Raw genomic sequence first — 16,734 nt, forward strand, 5'->3', positions numbered from 1 at the left:
AGGTTCAGAAGTCGCACAGCCCCCCAACGCCCGTCATCCAGATCCTGAATCGAGTTCAGGACAGGCACGGCGCCCCTGGCGCCGCTGATCCGGAGCCGAGCGAAGCGAGGGCCGAAGGTCATGCCTGTGGTACGCACGAAGTAATCCATTCGCCGTTTGAGGGCGAACTCACTCCGCTAACGTATCCCTCCATTGGGGCATGGATCCCAGATCGTCGCTCCGCTCCGTCTGGGATGACGGTGTGAGGGCATAAAAAAGCATTTCTGTATGTTCAACAGCGATCAGATGTATAGCACAACGCATTCTAAGGGAGAGCTAAGGGAGGGGCGAGTGATCTGTGTGTGCAGGAGCTGTACAAAGGCTGTAAACTCTGCCCGCAACGGTTGACGGGCGTACGGCTATCGCATACACTAAAACGTTAAATTTTAGCACATTAGTACGTGCTCGTTACATATTTCAGTCTTTCCTGCCTCAATCCCCCTGCTCATGACCCCAACTGCTATCTACTGGATATTCGTCGGTGCTTTCTTAATTGGCATGGTAGGGATTGGGCTCTACCAGCTACGCGGATTGCGTTCCGTCGAAAATCCGGATGAGCGGGCTTTCGACTTCTGGATTGGGGAGGGCAGTGTGCCGGGGTGGTGGATGGCAGCCTCGCTGGCGGCCGGGTGGCTCCTGCTGGGCTGGATGACGTGGCAGATGTATCTGTGGTACACGTATGGGCTTGGGGCTATCTGGATCTTCACGATCCCGTGGGTTCTTTGCACAATTGGGCTGGCGTTCGTGCCCAAGCTGTTTCGGCACTTCCCCGGCGTATCCATTCCCGAGATTCTGCGCTTTCGGTTCGACCGGACTACACAGACGCTGCTGGGTCCGGTGCAGAGCTTTGCGTATCTCACCTGGCTGGCCGCCGAAATCTATGTGCTTAGCGCGGTGCTGTCGCAGCCCTTGCAGGTGGATATCCTCACCATGGCGGTTATCGTAAGCCTTACGTTTGGGCTGTACGTATCGCTGGGCGGATTTCGGTCGGTGCTACGTACTGATCTGGTGCAGTTTGTGTGCGCCGCGATTATGCTTGTGGCGCTGACGGTGTTTGGTCTTATTGAGGCGTCGACCATTGCAGGGGGATTCGGAGACATCGTCGCCACGATCAACGAGAACCCGCCGATCTCTGCCGATAGTTTCTGGCATTGGGATTCGCCCGGCTACTCGTATATGATCCTGGCCATTCTCATCTACACGCCCGGCTTTATCACGCTTCAGGGCGCCTGGCAGCGCGTTATGGCCAGCCGCAACAAAACCGAAGCGGCCAAGGGCGTGTGGTGGAACGTCGCGTTCAATATCATTATCGTGGTGCTGATGCCTACGCTCATTGCCATTGCCGCGCTGGTGATCTTTCCGCCTGTTGGGGGCGAGGTGCCCGAGGCCGTGGGCGAGTTCGGCTACTTCATCTTTTCGTCGATGATCACCGAGCTGTTCCAGAATCCAATTGTGGCCGGGGCGCTCTTCGTGTCGCTCATGGGCATGGCGTTGTCTTCTGTGGATACGTACGTGAACGTCTGCGCGATGAATCTGACGAAAGATGTGCTGGAGCCGCTCGTGTTTGAGCGCTACGATATAAGCGGTATGACGAAGCTGAACATTGGGCGGGCCGTAACTGCTGGATTTATTGGGCTGGCGCTGCTCTGGGCGTTTAAGTTTCCGGGGCTGTTCGATATGTACTTCCTGTCGAGTGCGCTTCTTACGTCAACCACCGCTGTGGTGGTGGCAAGTGTGTTCTCGAAGCAGACCACGACGCTCTCGGCCTATCTGGCAATCATTTTGGGCACCGTCGGCACATTTGTATTCTACACCCTGGGCGCATACGATATGCTGGGCTGGCTGCCTGCATGGCTTACGGATTCGGGGCTTGCATACGGCGCCATTGCGCTGGTGCTGGCTATCAGCGGGATCTTTGTCGGGATTAAGTTTGGCACGCCGCCCTCTGAACAGGTCCTGGCACGCTACAATGGCGACTACTACGCGGGGCGCGAGGAGATGTACGCGCTCAACCAGAAAATGCGGGAAGAAGAGAACGAAGAACGGACGCGAGTGCAGGTGTCCGACGATAGGTAACACCAAATCTGGTTGCAGCATTGCGGTGTGGCTCCGCTACCAGACACCGGATTTACTTCGTCAGTCGGCTCTCGGGCTTGTGTGGGGGGATGGTTTTCTCATTCACTCCTTCACATGTTTATGCCTCCATTGCCTCCATACACCAACGAAGCATGCGGAGTTGGTATAACGCCTGACTGCAATGCTCAATTGTCATGGACAACCGGGGGCTCGAACGGCTCCCCCGCCCCTGCCACGGTCGGGTTCGTGTGTTCGTTTAAGGTGGATCTGTTGCATCCAACCCGCGCCGCATATTGATTAGGCGAAAGTTCAACGCGGGGGAGGAACTGAAATGTAGAAAAAGGGCATAAGCAGTACCTTGAACCACACTCTTCTGTCATGCAAGGGCCGTGCCTATGACCCCTCGCGATTTTCTGGACGTCTACGAGTACGACAAACGCATCATTCGCGGCACTTACTTCCCCAGCACGCCGCTCGACATAGAGCAGGGTGACACAGTGGGCGTGGTGCTTATGAACCTGGGCGGCCCCGACACGCTTGAGGATGTCGAGCCGTTTCTCTACAACCTGTTCATGGACCCAGCGATCATCGACATTCCGCTGATTGGGCAGACGTTTGTCCGCGACTGGCTCTCCCAACTCATTGCTTGGCGCCGATCGAAGTTCGTGCGCGAAGACTACGAAATGATCGGGGGCGGATCGCCGATTAACCGCCTCACGCGCGAGCAGTCCAAGGCGCTGAGGGAGCACCTGAACCGTCACTATGGTCAGGCAGCCGATGTCGACTTTAAGACGTACATCGCCATGCGGTACTGGAAGCCGTTCAGCGAAGACGCCGTCCGCCAGATGAAAGCGGACGATGTCGACAAGGTGGTGCTGCTGCCGCTCTATCCGCACTATTCGAAAACGACCACTGGCTCCTCACTTGTGCTTTGGAAAGCGCTCGAAGAGGAAGGCACGCTGCCCGAGTATCCCACTACAACGGTGTTCGAGTACGCCACAAACCCTAAGTACATTCGGGCGCTCTCCGAACGTATCGACGAAGGCTTGCAGCGCTTTGCCCCCGAGGAGCGCGACGAGGTACACCTTCTCTTTAGCGCTCACGGTACACCGCTCAATGAAATGACCGAGCGCCGCGACCCGTACTGCTGCCTGGTGCACTCAACCGTGAACCAGCTCATGAAGTACCGGGAGCACGACTACCCTTTCCATACGGCGTTTCAGAGCAAGGTCGGCCCAGCCGAGTGGCTCACGCCGTCTACGCCAGACAAGTTGGAAGAGCTCGCCGAAGAGCACGACGTGAAAAACGTGCTGGTCATTCCCGTGGCCTTCGTGACCGACCATGTAGAAACCAGCTTCGAGCTCGACATTGAGGTGCGCGAAGAGGCCGAGGAGTTCGGCATTGAGCGGTACGAAGTCACATCGGGGCTGAACAGCCACCCGCTCTTTATTGAGGCTCTCGCCGAATCGACGATGGCGCAGCTCAACTATCCTGTCGACGTCAACACGCTGCGCCATGGCGGCGATGGCGCGCCCACCGGACAGTACCCGCTAAAGCCGCTCGATGAACTGCCGCGGTATCCACAAGACGAGCGCGACGTGCGCTGCCCCAATTGCGAGTGCATCACCGAGGCGCGCTGCTGGACGGAAAATATGCAGGAAGCAGTGGGAACGGTCGCCTCGGCGTCTAACGAGGCTGCACGTACAAAAGACGATGCACGTACAAAAGACGATGCGTAGCCGTCCGACACTTCGTTGCTAAATCCTACGGGAGCCTATGACCTGTCGCGACTATGTGTTGCGCACGCTGGCGTCGGTGCCGGTAGATCGCTATGTGCTGGTGCTGGGCTGTACCGACGGGCACTACACGGCCCCGCTGCTTCGGCTTGGGTTTCCGGTGCACGCATGCAGTGCCCACCCAGAGGCGGTGCACGCCACCCGCACCGCCATCGCCGACCTGATGGAAGATCCTGCCGAAGCGGCTGAGTGCGTGCAACGATGTACCCCCACGCTCGATGCCTACCCCGACTCGGTTTTTGATTGGGTCGTTGCTCCGCATCTCAACACGTACGCAGAAGCGCCCCCGGAGCGTGCCTTTGATGCGGTGCAGCGCGTGCTAAAGCCCGGTGGGTGGACGGTTCTCGGGCTGGAGCCGTCTGCGGTTCCTGCCGGAAACGAGGAGACTCCGAACTGGCCAGCAACCCGTGCATCGCTCATTGTGCGGGCACAGGAGCACCATTTTGCTGAAGCCGCTTGCCCAGACGATGACACAGACGATGCCTCTGCATCGCATATCTACCAGCTGTTCCGGCGCGAGCGGTAATCAGAGCGCTCCCTGCTTGTGTACGGGCATGAAGCGTCCAAAAAGCTACAACGTGATACTGGAGGATGCGTACGCCGTGCATCCCCCTGTATTCTGTTTCAAGTTTGACAACGGTACACGCTATGGATGCTTCCCGTGCTCCGGTAGATGACGATGCCGGATACCAACAAGGCGACGCGCTGCGCGAGGCCTTCGGTCCCTCTGAGAACAATCCACGCCTCACGCTCGCTGACGTACTCGACGATTCCGAGTCGTGGAATCTGAGCCGAGATGAGTATTGGAGCTGGGTTGCACAACTCATCCGAGCAGGACGGGCGCTTGATGAGCAACTCAACGACGTGCTGCATGATGCCTATGCATGCTCTACCTCATTCTACAGCGTGCGCAGTTGGTATCGTTTGAACCGCCTGCTTAACGAACTGGAGCATCTCCAACCGCAATTGCGCAACCTGGAGCGGGACGTAAAAGAGTTGGCGCTGGTCATTGCGGCGGATCCGAGTACGCCCAACACGGATGCCGAAAACTTTACAATGATTGTGCTCGACAGCGCCAATCAGGCGTATGATCGCGCCTACCAGATTTGCCAGGACAAGCTGGCCCGCATCCAGCAAAGCTGGATTACCGCCACCAATCTGGTCTTGAGCGTCGTTATGCTGATCGTGACGATCCTCTTTTGGATGGAGTTTTGGGAGTAGCAGAGGGGGAGAGGCTCGGCATCAAGCGTTGCTGCGCCATGGCTGGTCTCTCTGCCCTCTACCTGTGCACGTCGCGGAGAAACTCCCAGGCAAGGCGAGCCCCCTCTACATCGCGATTCTGCGGGCCGATTCGGCGGTCCACGAGCCGTGGAATCCGGTGTTCAATCGAAGGCATAGCATGGCCGCCCCCTTCAATGCGGCAAAAGCGGACCGGGGCGCCAGCGTCTCCGGCAGGATCGTCTTCGCAAATCACCACGTTGCCATCGTCTGGGTCGCGGTCAGGCAGTTCGGTTTCCGTGCGCTGCGTGGTGTCGGCGTTGTTCGCCTGGGCCCATTGGCTTCGTGTGGCTGGTGCTGAGAGGAACGGCCCACGCCCCGCTTCGTCGCCGCCGTCGAAGGGGATGATGGGATCTTCCGTGCCGTTCGCCATGAAGACAGGCACGGGGGCAGACGGTGCATCGCATTCGCTTTCAACCGGCAGATTTGCGATGAATGCAGCGATACCTGCAATCTGATTGGGCTGTTCAAGGGCCAGCCGGTACGCCATCTGTCCACCGTTAGACGCGCCTGTCACGTAAAATCGGTTGGAGTCGCTTGCAAACCGGAATGCGGCCCATTCTTTCAGTTCCATGATAAACCCGACATCGTCCGCGGTCGATTGTGGGCTACCCGCTATGGTACCCGGGGCCCGGCAGTCGTTCCAGAACTGATTGTTGCCCGTGGGCGACCCGGTGTCGGGGTTCGTGCCGTTGGGAACCAGCAGCATGAACTTTTCCTCTTCGGCAATGGCGGGCCATTCGTTCGTTCCGCCCGCACGTGAACGAAAGATGGCATCCATGCTTTGAGTACCGCCATGAAGAAGCACAACAGTAGGGGCATCCTGAGGGAGATCTTCAGGAAGGTAGAACCGAAAAGCGCGTTCCAGTCCGTCGTGTTGAAGACGCCCCTCATGCCATCCCGGCTCGTCGCTGTCTTCCGGCAACGGATCAATCCCCGATGACCCGCCACAGCCCGATAGGATGAGCGCGATGCCGATTAGAATCGACCACAGAGAGGGTGTCGATTGAAGTTTGATCATCATACGCTGACTGTCAGTTAAACATACGCTCCTGGCAAAACGCCAATTACACAACAATCGGGACTTGATCCATCAACCCAGACTGTGGAATATGCGGGACAACATGAAGCTCTTGAATAAAACAAGATAGAAACGCGTGCTCACAGGATCAAAAAGAAAAAGAGAACGTGCATAGCGCCTGCAAAACACAGGCCCGTAGCTCAACTGGTAGAGCAACAGACTCTTAATCTGTGGGTTGGGGGTTCGAGACCCTCCGGGCCTACCGCGCCGGTTTCGGCACACCACACACGAAAGCGCCCCGTATCGCCTTCATTTGGCGGTTCGGGGCGTTTTGCGTTTGGGGATATGAAGGGGCTGCATTGGCCACTTCTGTACCGCATTGGCTCATCTTTGTCGGCATGGCGTTTCCAAGCGTGCCCTGACGCAGCAGGCCGCACCCAACGAGGCTGGCACACCTGTTACGTTCCTCCAATTCCTGCCTAACGCCCTCATACAGCGAAAACTCTCCGCTTCGTGTGGGTTGTATAAGGTGTAGCATGAACTTATGCTGCCGCCTCACGCACACCACGTGCCACGGGTGATCTGCTGTATCCTGCTCATCTTTATATGCTCCATTATGGCTACTTCGACCCCCGTAGAAACTGTCAAGACGAATGTACTCGTCATTGGCGCCGGTGCGGCCGGGCTTCGCACCAGCATTGAACTGGCCGAGAACGGCATTGACTGTCTGGTGTTGGGCAAGCGCGACCACGGCGACGCGCATACCATCTGGGCTGCGGGCGGGATCAACGCCTCGCTGGGCAGCCTCGACCCCGAAGACCGATGGGAGATCCACGCCGCCGACACCTTCAACGAAGGGCATCTCGTGAACGATGTCACTGCGGTCGAGACGCTCTGCCAGCGGGCCCCCGAGCGCATTCGTGAGCTGGATGCGTGGGGCATGGACTTCAACCGTACCGACGACGGTAAAATCAATCAGCGCTACTTCGGTGCGCAGTCGTTTCGGCGCACCTGTTTTGTAGGCGATCGCACGGGTAAGGCGCTGATGGAAACCCTGGTGCAGAAGGCCATGACCCTGAACGTGCCGTATCGCCAAAACCTTTACATCACGGATCTGGTGGTCGAAGACGGACGCGCGGTGGGTGCGGTCGGATTCGATATGGAGAGTGGCGCTCCAGTAGCGTTCGATGCGGATGCGGTGGTCATTGCCGCGGGTGGACACACCTCGCTCTTCCGCCGCAGTTCGTCACGTCCTGATGAGAACACCGGCGATGCGCAGGCGCTGGCCTTCCGGGCCGGCGTATCGCTGCGCGACATGGAGTTTGTGCAGTTCCACCCGACCGGAAAAGTACGTCCGGAGGAGGAAGCCGGGCACCTCGTCACCGAGGCCGTTCGCGGCGAAGGCGGGCGCCTCTACAACGCCGAGGGGGAGCGCTTCATGGAACGCTACTCCCCGAATCAAATGGAACTGGATGCCCGCGACGTGGTGGCTCGCGCTATCGAGCAGGAAGTCCGCGAGGGACGTGGCACCGAGAACGATGCCGTCTTGCTCGACATCTCGCATCGCGACGACGCGTACATCCACGAGCGGCTGCCGCGCATGGTCGAAGAGTTTGCCGAGCAGGGCGTCGACATCACCAAGGAGCCGATGGAGGTGGCTCCCACTGCCCACTACGCGATGGGAGGTATCGAAGTCAACTTTGAGACGGGGCAGACCGCGGTTGACGGGCTCTACGCGGTGGGCGAATGCACGGCAGGCGTCCACGGCGCCAATCGTCTGGGCGGCAACTCGCTTGTGGAGACGGTTGTCTTTGGGCAGATTACGGGACAGCACATTGCAGAAACGCTATCTGCCCGCGTCCGCACGCCGCTTCCCGAGACCCAGGTTCGCGAGTACGTGGCGGCCCAAGATGCGCTTGCTGCTTCCGAAGGCGCCCACACGCCCGAGGAGATCATGACGCGTCTGCGCAATCTGATGTGGGATCATGCGGGCATCCTGCGGAATGAGGATAGCCTGCTTACGGGGCTGCATCAGCTCCAGCAGCTGCAAGAGGAGGCGCGCGACATGGACGTGCAGTCCGACCGCACCACGCTGCGCTATGAGAACGCACAGAACGTGCGGTCTATGCTAATCACGGCCGAGACCATTCTGCGCGGCGCGCTGGAGCGCACTGAATCGCGTGGCGCCCATGCCCGTACCGACTACCCAGAGAAAGACCCGGCCTGGCAGCAGAACATCCGCTGTGTTCCTACCGGCAACGGCGGCATGGAGGTTGCCATTCGTTCGGTGGATACGCCGTCGGCTCCGGTTCAGCGGGCCATCGACGAAGAGCATGAACTGGATTACCATCACCTGGAGTAGCTCCAGTATGGAGGCGCGGCGCTTTATCGCTGGCTTACAGCGCACTCGGGGCTGCGGAATCACGATTCGTTCCCACACACCGCCCGTCCCACAATGCTTACTCGCAGCCTCACTCCGGTCGTACCCGTAGCCGCCGCTGTCGCCCTGCTTCTGCTGGGCGGCAGCGGCGGTGTGTTTGTGCACCCAACCTCTTCCAGTTCGCCTATGTCTACCGCCTCCGACTCGCTGCCCGCCCCATCGCCCGATCTCTCTCCAGCGGAGGTGGTGCGCCTTCAGGTAGATGCGCTTGGCGATAATGATGCCCCGCATGCTGATGCCGGTATTGAGGCCGCGTTTCGCTTTGCTTCGCCCGCAAACAAACGCGCCACCGGTCCGCTGGAGCGGTTTCGGCTGCTCTTTGAAACGGAGGCTTACGGTCCCATGATCGACCACGATGGGGCCCAGTATAGCGAGGTGCAACAAAATGACACTCAGGCGCGCATGGGCGTGATGCTCTCGACCGAGTCTGGACCCGTGGGGTATGTGTTTCGGTTGTCGAAACAGACGCAGGCGCCGCATCAAGACTGCTGGATGACGGACGGCGTGCGGCGCGTGCCGGTATCGTCGATTTCGGCATGGGCCTGACTGTTTTGATGAGCGGAATACACAACCATGCTTCAAGTGACCCTCCAACGCATTGTATCGGGCGGGCAGACGGGTGTAGACCGGGCGGCGCTGGATGCCGCTATGGAGTGTGGCGTGCCGGTGGGCGGGTGGTGTCCGAAGGGGCGCCGTGCCGAGGACGGTCCCATTCCCGCGCGCTACCCGCTCACCGAAACCCCCACCGAGCGCTATGCGCAGCGCACTGCCTGGAACGTGCGCGACAGCGATGGCACGCTTATCTTGCACCAAGATCCGCTTACAGGCGGTACAGCACTGACCCAGCAAGAAGCCGAGCAGCGCGGGCGTCCGTGGCGCGTTGTAACGCTGGGTACTTCGCGCCCCACGAAAAACGCACTGCAATGGCTGCACACCCACAGCATCGAGGTGCTCAACGTTGCCGGGCCGCGCGCCAGCGAGGAACCCGGCATCTACGCGGCGGCCCTCGCCTTCGTGAAATCGATCTGCGAGCAGGCTACGTAACACCAAGAAGCGGATCTGTATACGGGCTCACGCCGTGCCTATGCATCCCTCTACCTTCATCCTGACCTGCTCTGCGCTATGTCTGCCTCTATTGACCCCTCCTCGCTCCAGATTGAGCACGACGAAGCCAACCATCGCTTTGTGGCGGTGCTTGACGACGAAGGACGCGAGGCGGTCGTTACGTATCGGCCTCTTGACGGTCGGCTTGGGCTTACCCACACGGGGGTGCCCCCGCAGTACCGGCGCCAGGGCATTGCGGGCACCATGGTAAAGCATGTGCTGGAGCATGCCCGTGATCTGGATATGACGGTGGTGCCGTATTGCTCGTATGTGGTGCACTACATCAACGAGCATCCGGAGTATAAGTCGTTGCTGAATAAGTAGATGCTGGGGTTACGCCTCATCCTTTGGCGATCGGTACAACTCCAGCAGGCGCTGCGCAGCGGTGTAGGCGCTTTGCGTGCCGGATGCCACGTCTTCTTCCAGATCTGGAAGGGCCTGCTGCACGCGGTCGTTTGCGTAGAAGTCTTGCTGGAGCGCATGGTCGATCGTGGCTCGCAGCCAGTGGCGTGCCTGCTGGGCGCGTCGCTTCTGAAAGGCGTCCGTTTTACGCAGATAGTCGATGCAGTCGCGTACGGCCTGCCACACATCGGTAATGCCGTTTTGCTTGAGGGCTGAACACGTGAGCACCGGCGGCGTCCACCCCGACGTGCGTTCAGGGAGTAGTTGCAGGGCCTGACGCAGCGTTTGGCGCGTCTGCTGCACGACCGTATCCGCATGCGCATCGGCCTTGTTGATGACAATGGCGTCGGCCATCTCCATAATGCCGCGCTTGATGCCCTGCAGTTCGTCTCCGGTGTGCGCCAGTGCCAGCAGCAGGAAGCAGTCCACCATAGCGTGTACGGCGGTTTCGGACTGCCCCACGCCCACGGTTTCCACCAGCACGTGGGTGAAGCCCGCCGCCTCGCACAGCAGAATGGTCTCGCGTGTGGTGCGAGCCACGCCGCCCAGCGAGCCGCCCGTGGGGGAGGGACGAATGAAGGCGTTCTCATGCGTAGCCAGTTTCGGCATGCGCGTCTTATCGCCCAAGATGCTGCCCCGGCTGCGCTCGCTACTCGGATCTACCGTACATACGGCCACCTGCTTCCCCGCCTCGGCCAGGGGCAGCCCCAGCGCTTCAATGAAGGTGCTCTTGCCCACGCCTGGAATCCCCGTAATGCCAATGCGAATGCTGTTGGTACGGGCGGATGCACAGGCATCCAGCACGGTGCGCGCTTGCTTCTGATCGTCGGGCCGCGTGCTCTCAATGAGGGTAATGGCGCGGCTGAGCATCATGCGGTTGCCTTCGCGCAGCCCGCGCAGGTAGTCCTCGGTATCGAACTGCTGTGTAGACTGCACATGGCGCTTCAGATTCGGGTTCATCGGCGACACCGCCCCTTCGGCGCGGTGCTCGGACAGAGCGGAGTCGGGGTCAGACATAGCGGGGCAGATGGATCCGTAAGCGAAAAGGATTCGCTGAAATGCATTCCCTGGGGCGGTAGGTCCGCTGCCGTGCCAGAGGGGTAGGGCAATGGCAGCGTCAGGATGACTATAAAATGGGAGTCCATACGTTACCCCATGAATCACGTGTGACACAGTAACACAACAGAATAGATGTGACGCTACGGGTCAGACGCAGGAGCGTCTGCTGTCCTTGCACCGACGGGGGACCGTCGGTGCAAGGGCCTATGGTTCATCTCACAGTATCACCATCTCACAGTATCACACCGAAGCAGGCGCGCGCTGCTCCATGAGCACGTCCAGGATCTGGAGGGCGGCTTCGGCGATGACGGTGCCCGGACCGAAGATGCCTGCCACGCCTTGTTCGTAGAGGAAGTCGTAGTCGGCGTGGGGGATGACGCCGCCTACAATCACCAGAATGTCGTCGCGTCCGTACTCGCGGAGCGCCTCGATGACCTGCGGAACCAGGGTTTTGTGTCCACCGGCCAGGCTCGACACACCCAGCACGTGCACATCGTTTTCGACCGCCTGCCGCGCGGCTTCTTCCGGCGTCTGGAAGAGCGGGCCGATGTCCACGTCGAAGCCCAGATCTGCAAACGAGGTAGCGATGACCTTGGCCCCGCGGTCGTGACCGTCCTGGCCCATCTTGGCCACGAGAATGCGCGGACGGCGTCCGGTGGCGTCGGCGAACGTATCGGCGCGCTCCTGTGCCTGCTGAAACGCACTGCTGGTCTGCGCCTCAGAGGCGTAGACGCCGCTCACGGTCTGCGAGGTGGCGGTGTGGCGTCCGTAGACGTCTTCGAGCGCCTGTGAGATTTCGCCCAGCGTGGCGCGAGCGCGGGCCGCTTCCACCGCACGGCCCAGCAGGTTGCCCGCGCCCGTCTCTGCGGTATCGCGCAACGCGTTGAGAGCACTTCGCACCGCGGCATCGTCCCGCGCCTCCCGAAGCTCCTGCAGCCGTTGCACCTGCTGCCGACGCACGGCTTCGTTGTCCACCTCCAGGGTGTCGATGGGCTCCTCTGTATCCCGCTGAAACCGGTTTACGCCTACGACCACATCGCGTCCGGTGTCGATACGTCCTTGCTTGCGTGCAGCGGCCTCTTCGATGCGCAGCTTGGGCAGGCCCTGCTCAATGGCCTGGGTCATGCCGCCTTCGTCTTCGACCTCCTGAATGAGCGCCCACGCCCGCTCGGCCAGGTCGGCGGTGAGGCGCTCCACGTAGTATGAGCCGCCCCACGGGTCAATGGCCCGCGTGATGTCGGTTTCTTCTTGCAGGTAGAGCTGCGTATTGCGGGCGATGCGCGCAGCAAACGCACTGGGCAAGGCAATGGCCTCGTCGAGCGCGTTGGTGTGCAGCGACTGCGTACCGCCCAGCGCCGCGGCCAGGGCCTCGATGGTGGTGCGCATTACGTTGTTGAACGGATCCTGCTCGGCCAGGCTGTAGCCGGAGGTCTGGCAGTGCGTGCGCAGGGCCATCGACTTCTCGTTCTCCGGACCAAACTGCTGCACGAGTTGCGCCCACAGCAGGCGTCCGGCCCGCATCTTGGCGATCTCCATAAAGTGATTCATCCCGATCGCCCAAAAGAACGACACACGCGGCGCAAACGCATCGATGTCGAGTCCAGCGTTGAGCCCGGTGCGCAGGTACTCCAGTCCGTCGGCGAGGGTGTAGGCCAGCTCGATATCGGCGGGCGCGCCGGCCTCGTGCATGTGGTACCCGCTCACCGAAATCGCGTTGAAGCGCGGCATCTCATCGGCGCAGTAGGCGAAAATATCGCCCACAATGTTCATAGACGGCTCCGGCGGGTAGATGTACGTGTTACGCACCATGAACTCCTTCAGGATATCGTTCTGGATGGTGCCCGCCAGATCGGCATGCGCCACACCCTGCTCCTCGGCGGCCACGATGTAGAACGCCATCACCGGCAGCACCGCCCCGTTCATGGTCATGGAGACGGACATTTCATCCAGCGGGATGCCTTGAAACAGCACCTTCATGTCCTCGACGCTATCAATCGCCACGCCCGCCTTGCCCACGTCGCCACGCACGCGGTCGTGGTCCGAGTCGTAGCCGCGGTGGGTGGCGAGGTCGAAGGCTACGCTGAGCCCTTTCTGGCCGGATGCGAGGGCTTCGCGGTAGAACTGGTTGGATTCCTCAGCTGTCGAAAAGCCCGCGTACTGCCGGATGGTCCACGGACGAAAGGTGTACATGGAGGCGTAGGGCCCGCGCAGATACGGCGGAATGCCCGCGGCGTAGCCGGTGTGCTTGGCATCTGCAATATCGTCGGATGCGTAGGCGGGCTGCACCTCAATCTGCTCGGGCGCAGTCCACGGGTCGGGCGCTGACGCATCAGGGTCGGACGGTTCGGGCGGGGTGTACGCACGCTGGGCAAAATCGGGACGCATAGCAGAGTCGGAATGAGACAAGTGAGACGGCCACTGGAATCGCTTCCTATACCCGTATCAGAAGCAAACGTGCCATCTTGGAGCAGACTTCCGTTTGAACCGAGATGGGTACGCGTGCGGTGCCTACCTCTCTGTACCCGGGTGGTGATGGTCGGCCATCCAAATGCTTCCGAAACGTTGTATAATTTAGGGCGTTGCGCCGACCAAGTGTTTTCTTGCTGACTCCTGCAATCTATGAACGGGGGCATGTGCATCCATGATTATCAATCACCGGCACCGGTTCATCTTTCTAAAAACGCGCAAAACGGCCAGTACGAGCATGGAGATTGCGCTGTCAGCCTTTTGCGGACCCGAAGCAGTTATTACGTCCATTGAGCCTGAAGACGAGTATATTCGCCAGGAGCTTGGGTATCGAGGTCCACAGAACATACGCGTTCCGTTGCGTCAGTACAGCTTGCTTGATGGGGCTCGTTGCCTCTGGAATAGAACACCAAAGCAGTTTTTCCATCATGCCCCTGCTTCCTTTGTGAAAGAAAACGTACCCCAATCGGTATGGGACGATTACTTTGTGTTCTGCTTTGAGCGCAACCCGTTCGATAAAGCTGTAAGTTTGTATTACTGGATGACGGACCCGCCGCGTCCACCCCTTGAAACGTACCTGGCCAGAGCAGATGTGAATCGCCTTTCGAACTGGCCCATCTACACGATTAACGGAAAGGTCGCCGTCGATTTTGTGGGGCGTTATGAGCAACTGGAGCAGGGGCTTGCCCATGTTGCTGAGCGTCTTAACCTGCCAACTCCCATCACGTTGCCAAATGCAAAAGCAGGGGAGCGCCCCTCACGCCAGCCCTACCCGCAGCTGTTTACGCCGCGGGCTCGCAATCGGGTGGAGATTGTATGTGCACGTGAATGCTTGCATTTTGGGTACAAGTGGGGGCAAGACGTAGTCTCTACTACTGGCTCGCATTCGGAAAACTCGCCGGTGTCATCTGACCAAGAAATAGCAGCACGTGGATAGCTCATGGGATGATCTGCGTGGCCGGGCGGTACGCGCGGTAGCCTGGTCTGCCGTGCAAAACTGGGGAAGCCGGCTGGTTTCGTTTGTCGTGTTTGCGTTGCTGGCTCAGCTGCTGGACCCCGAGGCCTTTGGCGTGATTGCGCTGGCGGGGACCTACATCGCCTTTCTTCGGGTGTTGGTTGACCAGGGGTTTGCAGCAGCCATCATCCAGCGCGATGAGGTGGAAAAGGGGCACCTCGACACTGCTTTTGCTGTGAACATGGCCATGAGTGTGGTGCTTATGGCGGCAAGCGGGCCGGTGGCCGATCCCATTGCGCGTCTCTTCGATACACCGGATCTGGGCCCCATCATTCAGGCGCTGGCGCCAGCGTTTGTGCTGGCCGCCTTGGCCGGGGTGCAGCAAGCGCTGTTTGAGCGTCGGATGCAGTACCGCGTGTTGGCCATCCGCGAGTTTGCAGCAAGCTGTGTTGCGGGACTCGTGGGCGTGGGCATGGCCTGGTACGGATGGGGCGTGTGGAGCCTGGTCGGCTGGTTTCTGACGGAGCGCGCTACAGCGGTCGTGGTACTGTGGATAGCCAGCCCGTGGCGTCCAGGACGTACCATCACGGCGCATCATTTCAACGACTTGTTTTCGTTTGGCATCCACCTGGTCGGGTCCAACCTGCTCGATTACGTGAACAGCCGGGCCGACAATCTCATCATTGGGTATGTGCTCGGACCGACCGCGCTGGGCTTTTACGATGTGGCGTATAAGCTCTACACAGCCGGGGTCGATCTCATCACGCAGACGGTGTCGTCGGTCGCGTTCTCGACCTTCTCGAAGCTACAGCACGCCCGTGATAAGATGCGCGTGGCCTTCTACAAAGGGACGCAAACAGCCAGCATTGTGGCGTTTCCGGCCTTTCTGGGGGCGGCGGCCCTTGCCCCCGATCTGATTGCTACGGTGTTTGGGGCGCAGTGGATACCCGAAAGCGTCCACGTGTTTCAGGTGCTGGCGATAGTAGGGATGCTCCACGCCCTCTTTTACTTCAATCCGGCTGTGCTCCTGGCCTGCAACAGACCCGACTGGCGCTTGCTGGTGAATGTGTTGAATGCGATCACCAATGTGATTGCGTATACCATTGCGGTGCAGTTTGGCCTTGTGGCTGTTGCTGCGGCGTATGTGGTGCGTGGCTATCTGCTGGCTCCCGTTCAGTTCTGGATGCTTCGCCGCCTGATCGATGTGCGTGTGCGTACCTACCTCCGCAACATTAGCGTACCGCTTGTGGGGGCGTTGGGGATGGCTGGCCTGCTGGTGGCGCTTCGCACGCAGGCGTTCCCAGATGCTGCGGCCCTTGTCTGGATTCCGAGTGCCATTTTGGGAGGCGGCCTGCTCTATGTTGGGCTGCTCTGGATCTTCGCCCGCCCGCTCTTGCAGCGGCTGGTGCGCCTTACCGACCTGCTCCGCCAGTAAGAACCAGAATGTAGCGCAGAAGGACGGGGCGCAGCCCCTGAATAGGACACGTTGCACGGCGGAGTATGTGTTTAGCGACTTGTTCCAGAGAGCCGGGGACGCAAGCGGTACTGTCTGCGTTTCTGGCGTACACCACGGCACCCCCCTTCGGTATCGCTGTCGCGTGGGAAACGCAGGAGCCTTCATTTGCAGGGCCAACGGGGGACCGTTGGCTCCAGTCTACCTACCCCTCAGTCGCTGGCGCGACGGCTTCCCTCTTTACGGCTTCCCTCTTTACGGCTTTCTTCTTTAGGGGGAGCGATTAGGGGATTGCTGCTTTACCTCACACCTCAACGTCATCCTGACCCACGACGACCGTCGGGGGGAAGGATCTCAACGCCGCTCCTGCACGTGTGGCACGATCCTTCGGTGAAGAGCACTGGATCGCGGGCAGTTATAGAATCGCGCTAAACACGTACACGGCGGAGCCATGCGACGAAGGGGGACCCCCAATCCGATTGCACCATTGCGGCGCGAGGCTTCTACGCGGACACGCGGCATGCATCACGCGGTGCGCTCGGCGACCTCGTCTGGATGAGCGAACTCGTCGTACTGCTCGCGATGGATGTCGATGCCTGCGTTCTGCAGCTTCTGCTCCAGCGCCTCGTAGCCGCGGTCCAGGTG

Annotated in this window: 13 protein-coding genes, 1 tRNA gene and 1 pseudogene; 12 read left to right on the forward strand and 3 right to left on the reverse strand. The window is 60.0% G+C overall.

Annotated elements, in window-relative coordinates:
* From R6U20_RS12735 to R6U20_RS12755, 5 genes and pseudogenes are all read left to right on the forward strand, one after another.
* Positions 1-245, forward strand: a pseudogene (locus R6U20_RS12735) (hypothetical protein); the annotation flags it as partial.
* Between the two features lie 241 nt (positions 246-486).
* Positions 487-2,115 (forward strand): sodium:solute symporter family protein, encoded by a 1,629-nt coding sequence (locus R6U20_RS12740; RefSeq protein WP_410338224.1) that lies wholly within the window; start codon positions 487-489, stop codon positions 2,113-2,115.
* Between the two features lie 395 nt (positions 2,116-2,510).
* Entirely contained in the window at positions 2,511-3,854 is a 1,344-nt protein-coding gene (gene hemH, locus R6U20_RS12745) for a ferrochelatase (RefSeq protein ID WP_410338225.1), read from the forward strand.
* Positions 3,855-3,891: 37 nt separating this feature from the next.
* Positions 3,892-4,437: a class I SAM-dependent methyltransferase gene (locus R6U20_RS12750; protein ID WP_410338226.1), complete on the forward strand. Its 546-nt coding sequence runs from the start codon at positions 3,892-3,894 to the stop codon at positions 4,435-4,437.
* A 122-nt stretch (positions 4,438-4,559) separates the two neighbouring features.
* Complete coding sequence (locus R6U20_RS12755; RefSeq protein WP_410338227.1) at positions 4,560-5,132, forward strand: hypothetical protein; 573 nt, start codon at positions 4,560-4,562, stop codon at positions 5,130-5,132.
* A 58-nt stretch (positions 5,133-5,190) separates the two neighbouring features.
* On the opposite strand, the gene R6U20_RS12760 is transcribed toward R6U20_RS12755, so the two are convergent.
* Entirely contained in the window at positions 5,191-6,213 is a 1,023-nt protein-coding gene (locus R6U20_RS12760; protein ID WP_410338228.1) for an alpha/beta hydrolase family esterase, read from the reverse strand.
* Between the two features lie 186 nt (positions 6,214-6,399).
* Here R6U20_RS12760 and R6U20_RS12765 point away from each other — a divergent pair.
* The 5 genes from R6U20_RS12765 (at position 6,400) to R6U20_RS12785 (ending at position 10,078) form a co-directional block, all read left to right on the forward strand.
* Positions 6,400-6,472, forward strand: a tRNA-Lys gene (locus tag R6U20_RS12765).
* 354 nt (positions 6,473-6,826) lie between these two features.
* The gene (locus R6U20_RS12770; RefSeq protein ID WP_410338229.1) at positions 6,827-8,572 is read left to right on the forward strand and encodes an L-aspartate oxidase; all 1,746 of its coding nucleotides are present in this window, start codon (positions 6,827-6,829) and stop codon (positions 8,570-8,572) included.
* A 93-nt stretch (positions 8,573-8,665) separates the two neighbouring features.
* Positions 8,666-9,196, forward strand: a complete 531-nt coding sequence (locus R6U20_RS12775) for a DUF4864 domain-containing protein (protein ID WP_410338230.1) — start codon at positions 8,666-8,668, stop codon at positions 9,194-9,196.
* 27 nt (positions 9,197-9,223) lie between these two features.
* A complete protein-coding gene (locus R6U20_RS12780) occupies positions 9,224-9,694 on the forward strand; it encodes a putative molybdenum carrier protein (protein ID WP_410338231.1) in 471 nt (156 codons plus the stop codon).
* A gap of 78 nt (positions 9,695-9,772) precedes the next feature.
* Positions 9,773-10,078, forward strand: a complete 306-nt coding sequence (locus tag R6U20_RS12785) for a GNAT family N-acetyltransferase (RefSeq protein ID WP_410338232.1) — start codon at positions 9,773-9,775, stop codon at positions 10,076-10,078.
* A gap of 9 nt (positions 10,079-10,087) precedes the next feature.
* Here R6U20_RS12785 and meaB read toward each other — a convergent pair whose 3' ends face one another.
* The gene (gene meaB, locus R6U20_RS12790; protein WP_410338233.1) at positions 10,088-11,173 is read right to left on the reverse strand and encodes a methylmalonyl Co-A mutase-associated GTPase MeaB; all 1,086 of its coding nucleotides are present in this window, start codon (positions 11,171-11,173) and stop codon (positions 10,088-10,090) included.
* A 282-nt stretch (positions 11,174-11,455) separates the two neighbouring features.
* Positions 11,456-13,600, reverse strand: coding sequence for a methylmalonyl-CoA mutase (gene scpA, locus R6U20_RS12795; protein WP_410338234.1), 2,145 nt, complete (start codon positions 13,598-13,600; stop codon positions 11,456-11,458).
* A gap of 256 nt (positions 13,601-13,856) precedes the next feature.
* Here scpA and R6U20_RS12800 point away from each other — a divergent pair, with 256 nt between their 5' ends.
* The gene (locus R6U20_RS12800; RefSeq protein WP_410338235.1) at positions 13,857-14,618 is read left to right on the forward strand and encodes a hypothetical protein; all 762 of its coding nucleotides are present in this window, start codon (positions 13,857-13,859) and stop codon (positions 14,616-14,618) included.
* On the forward strand, positions 14,611-16,071 hold the full coding sequence (locus R6U20_RS12805; RefSeq protein WP_410338236.1) for a lipopolysaccharide biosynthesis protein: 1,461 nt from the start codon (positions 14,611-14,613) through the stop codon (positions 16,069-16,071). Before R6U20_RS12800 ends, R6U20_RS12805 begins: the two co-directional genes overlap by 8 nt.
* Positions 16,072-16,734 lie beyond the last annotated feature (663 nt).

The organism is Longimonas sp. (genome assembly GCF_046498435.1).
Classification (GTDB): Bacteria; Bacteroidota; Rhodothermia; order Rhodothermales; family Salinibacteraceae; genus Longimonas.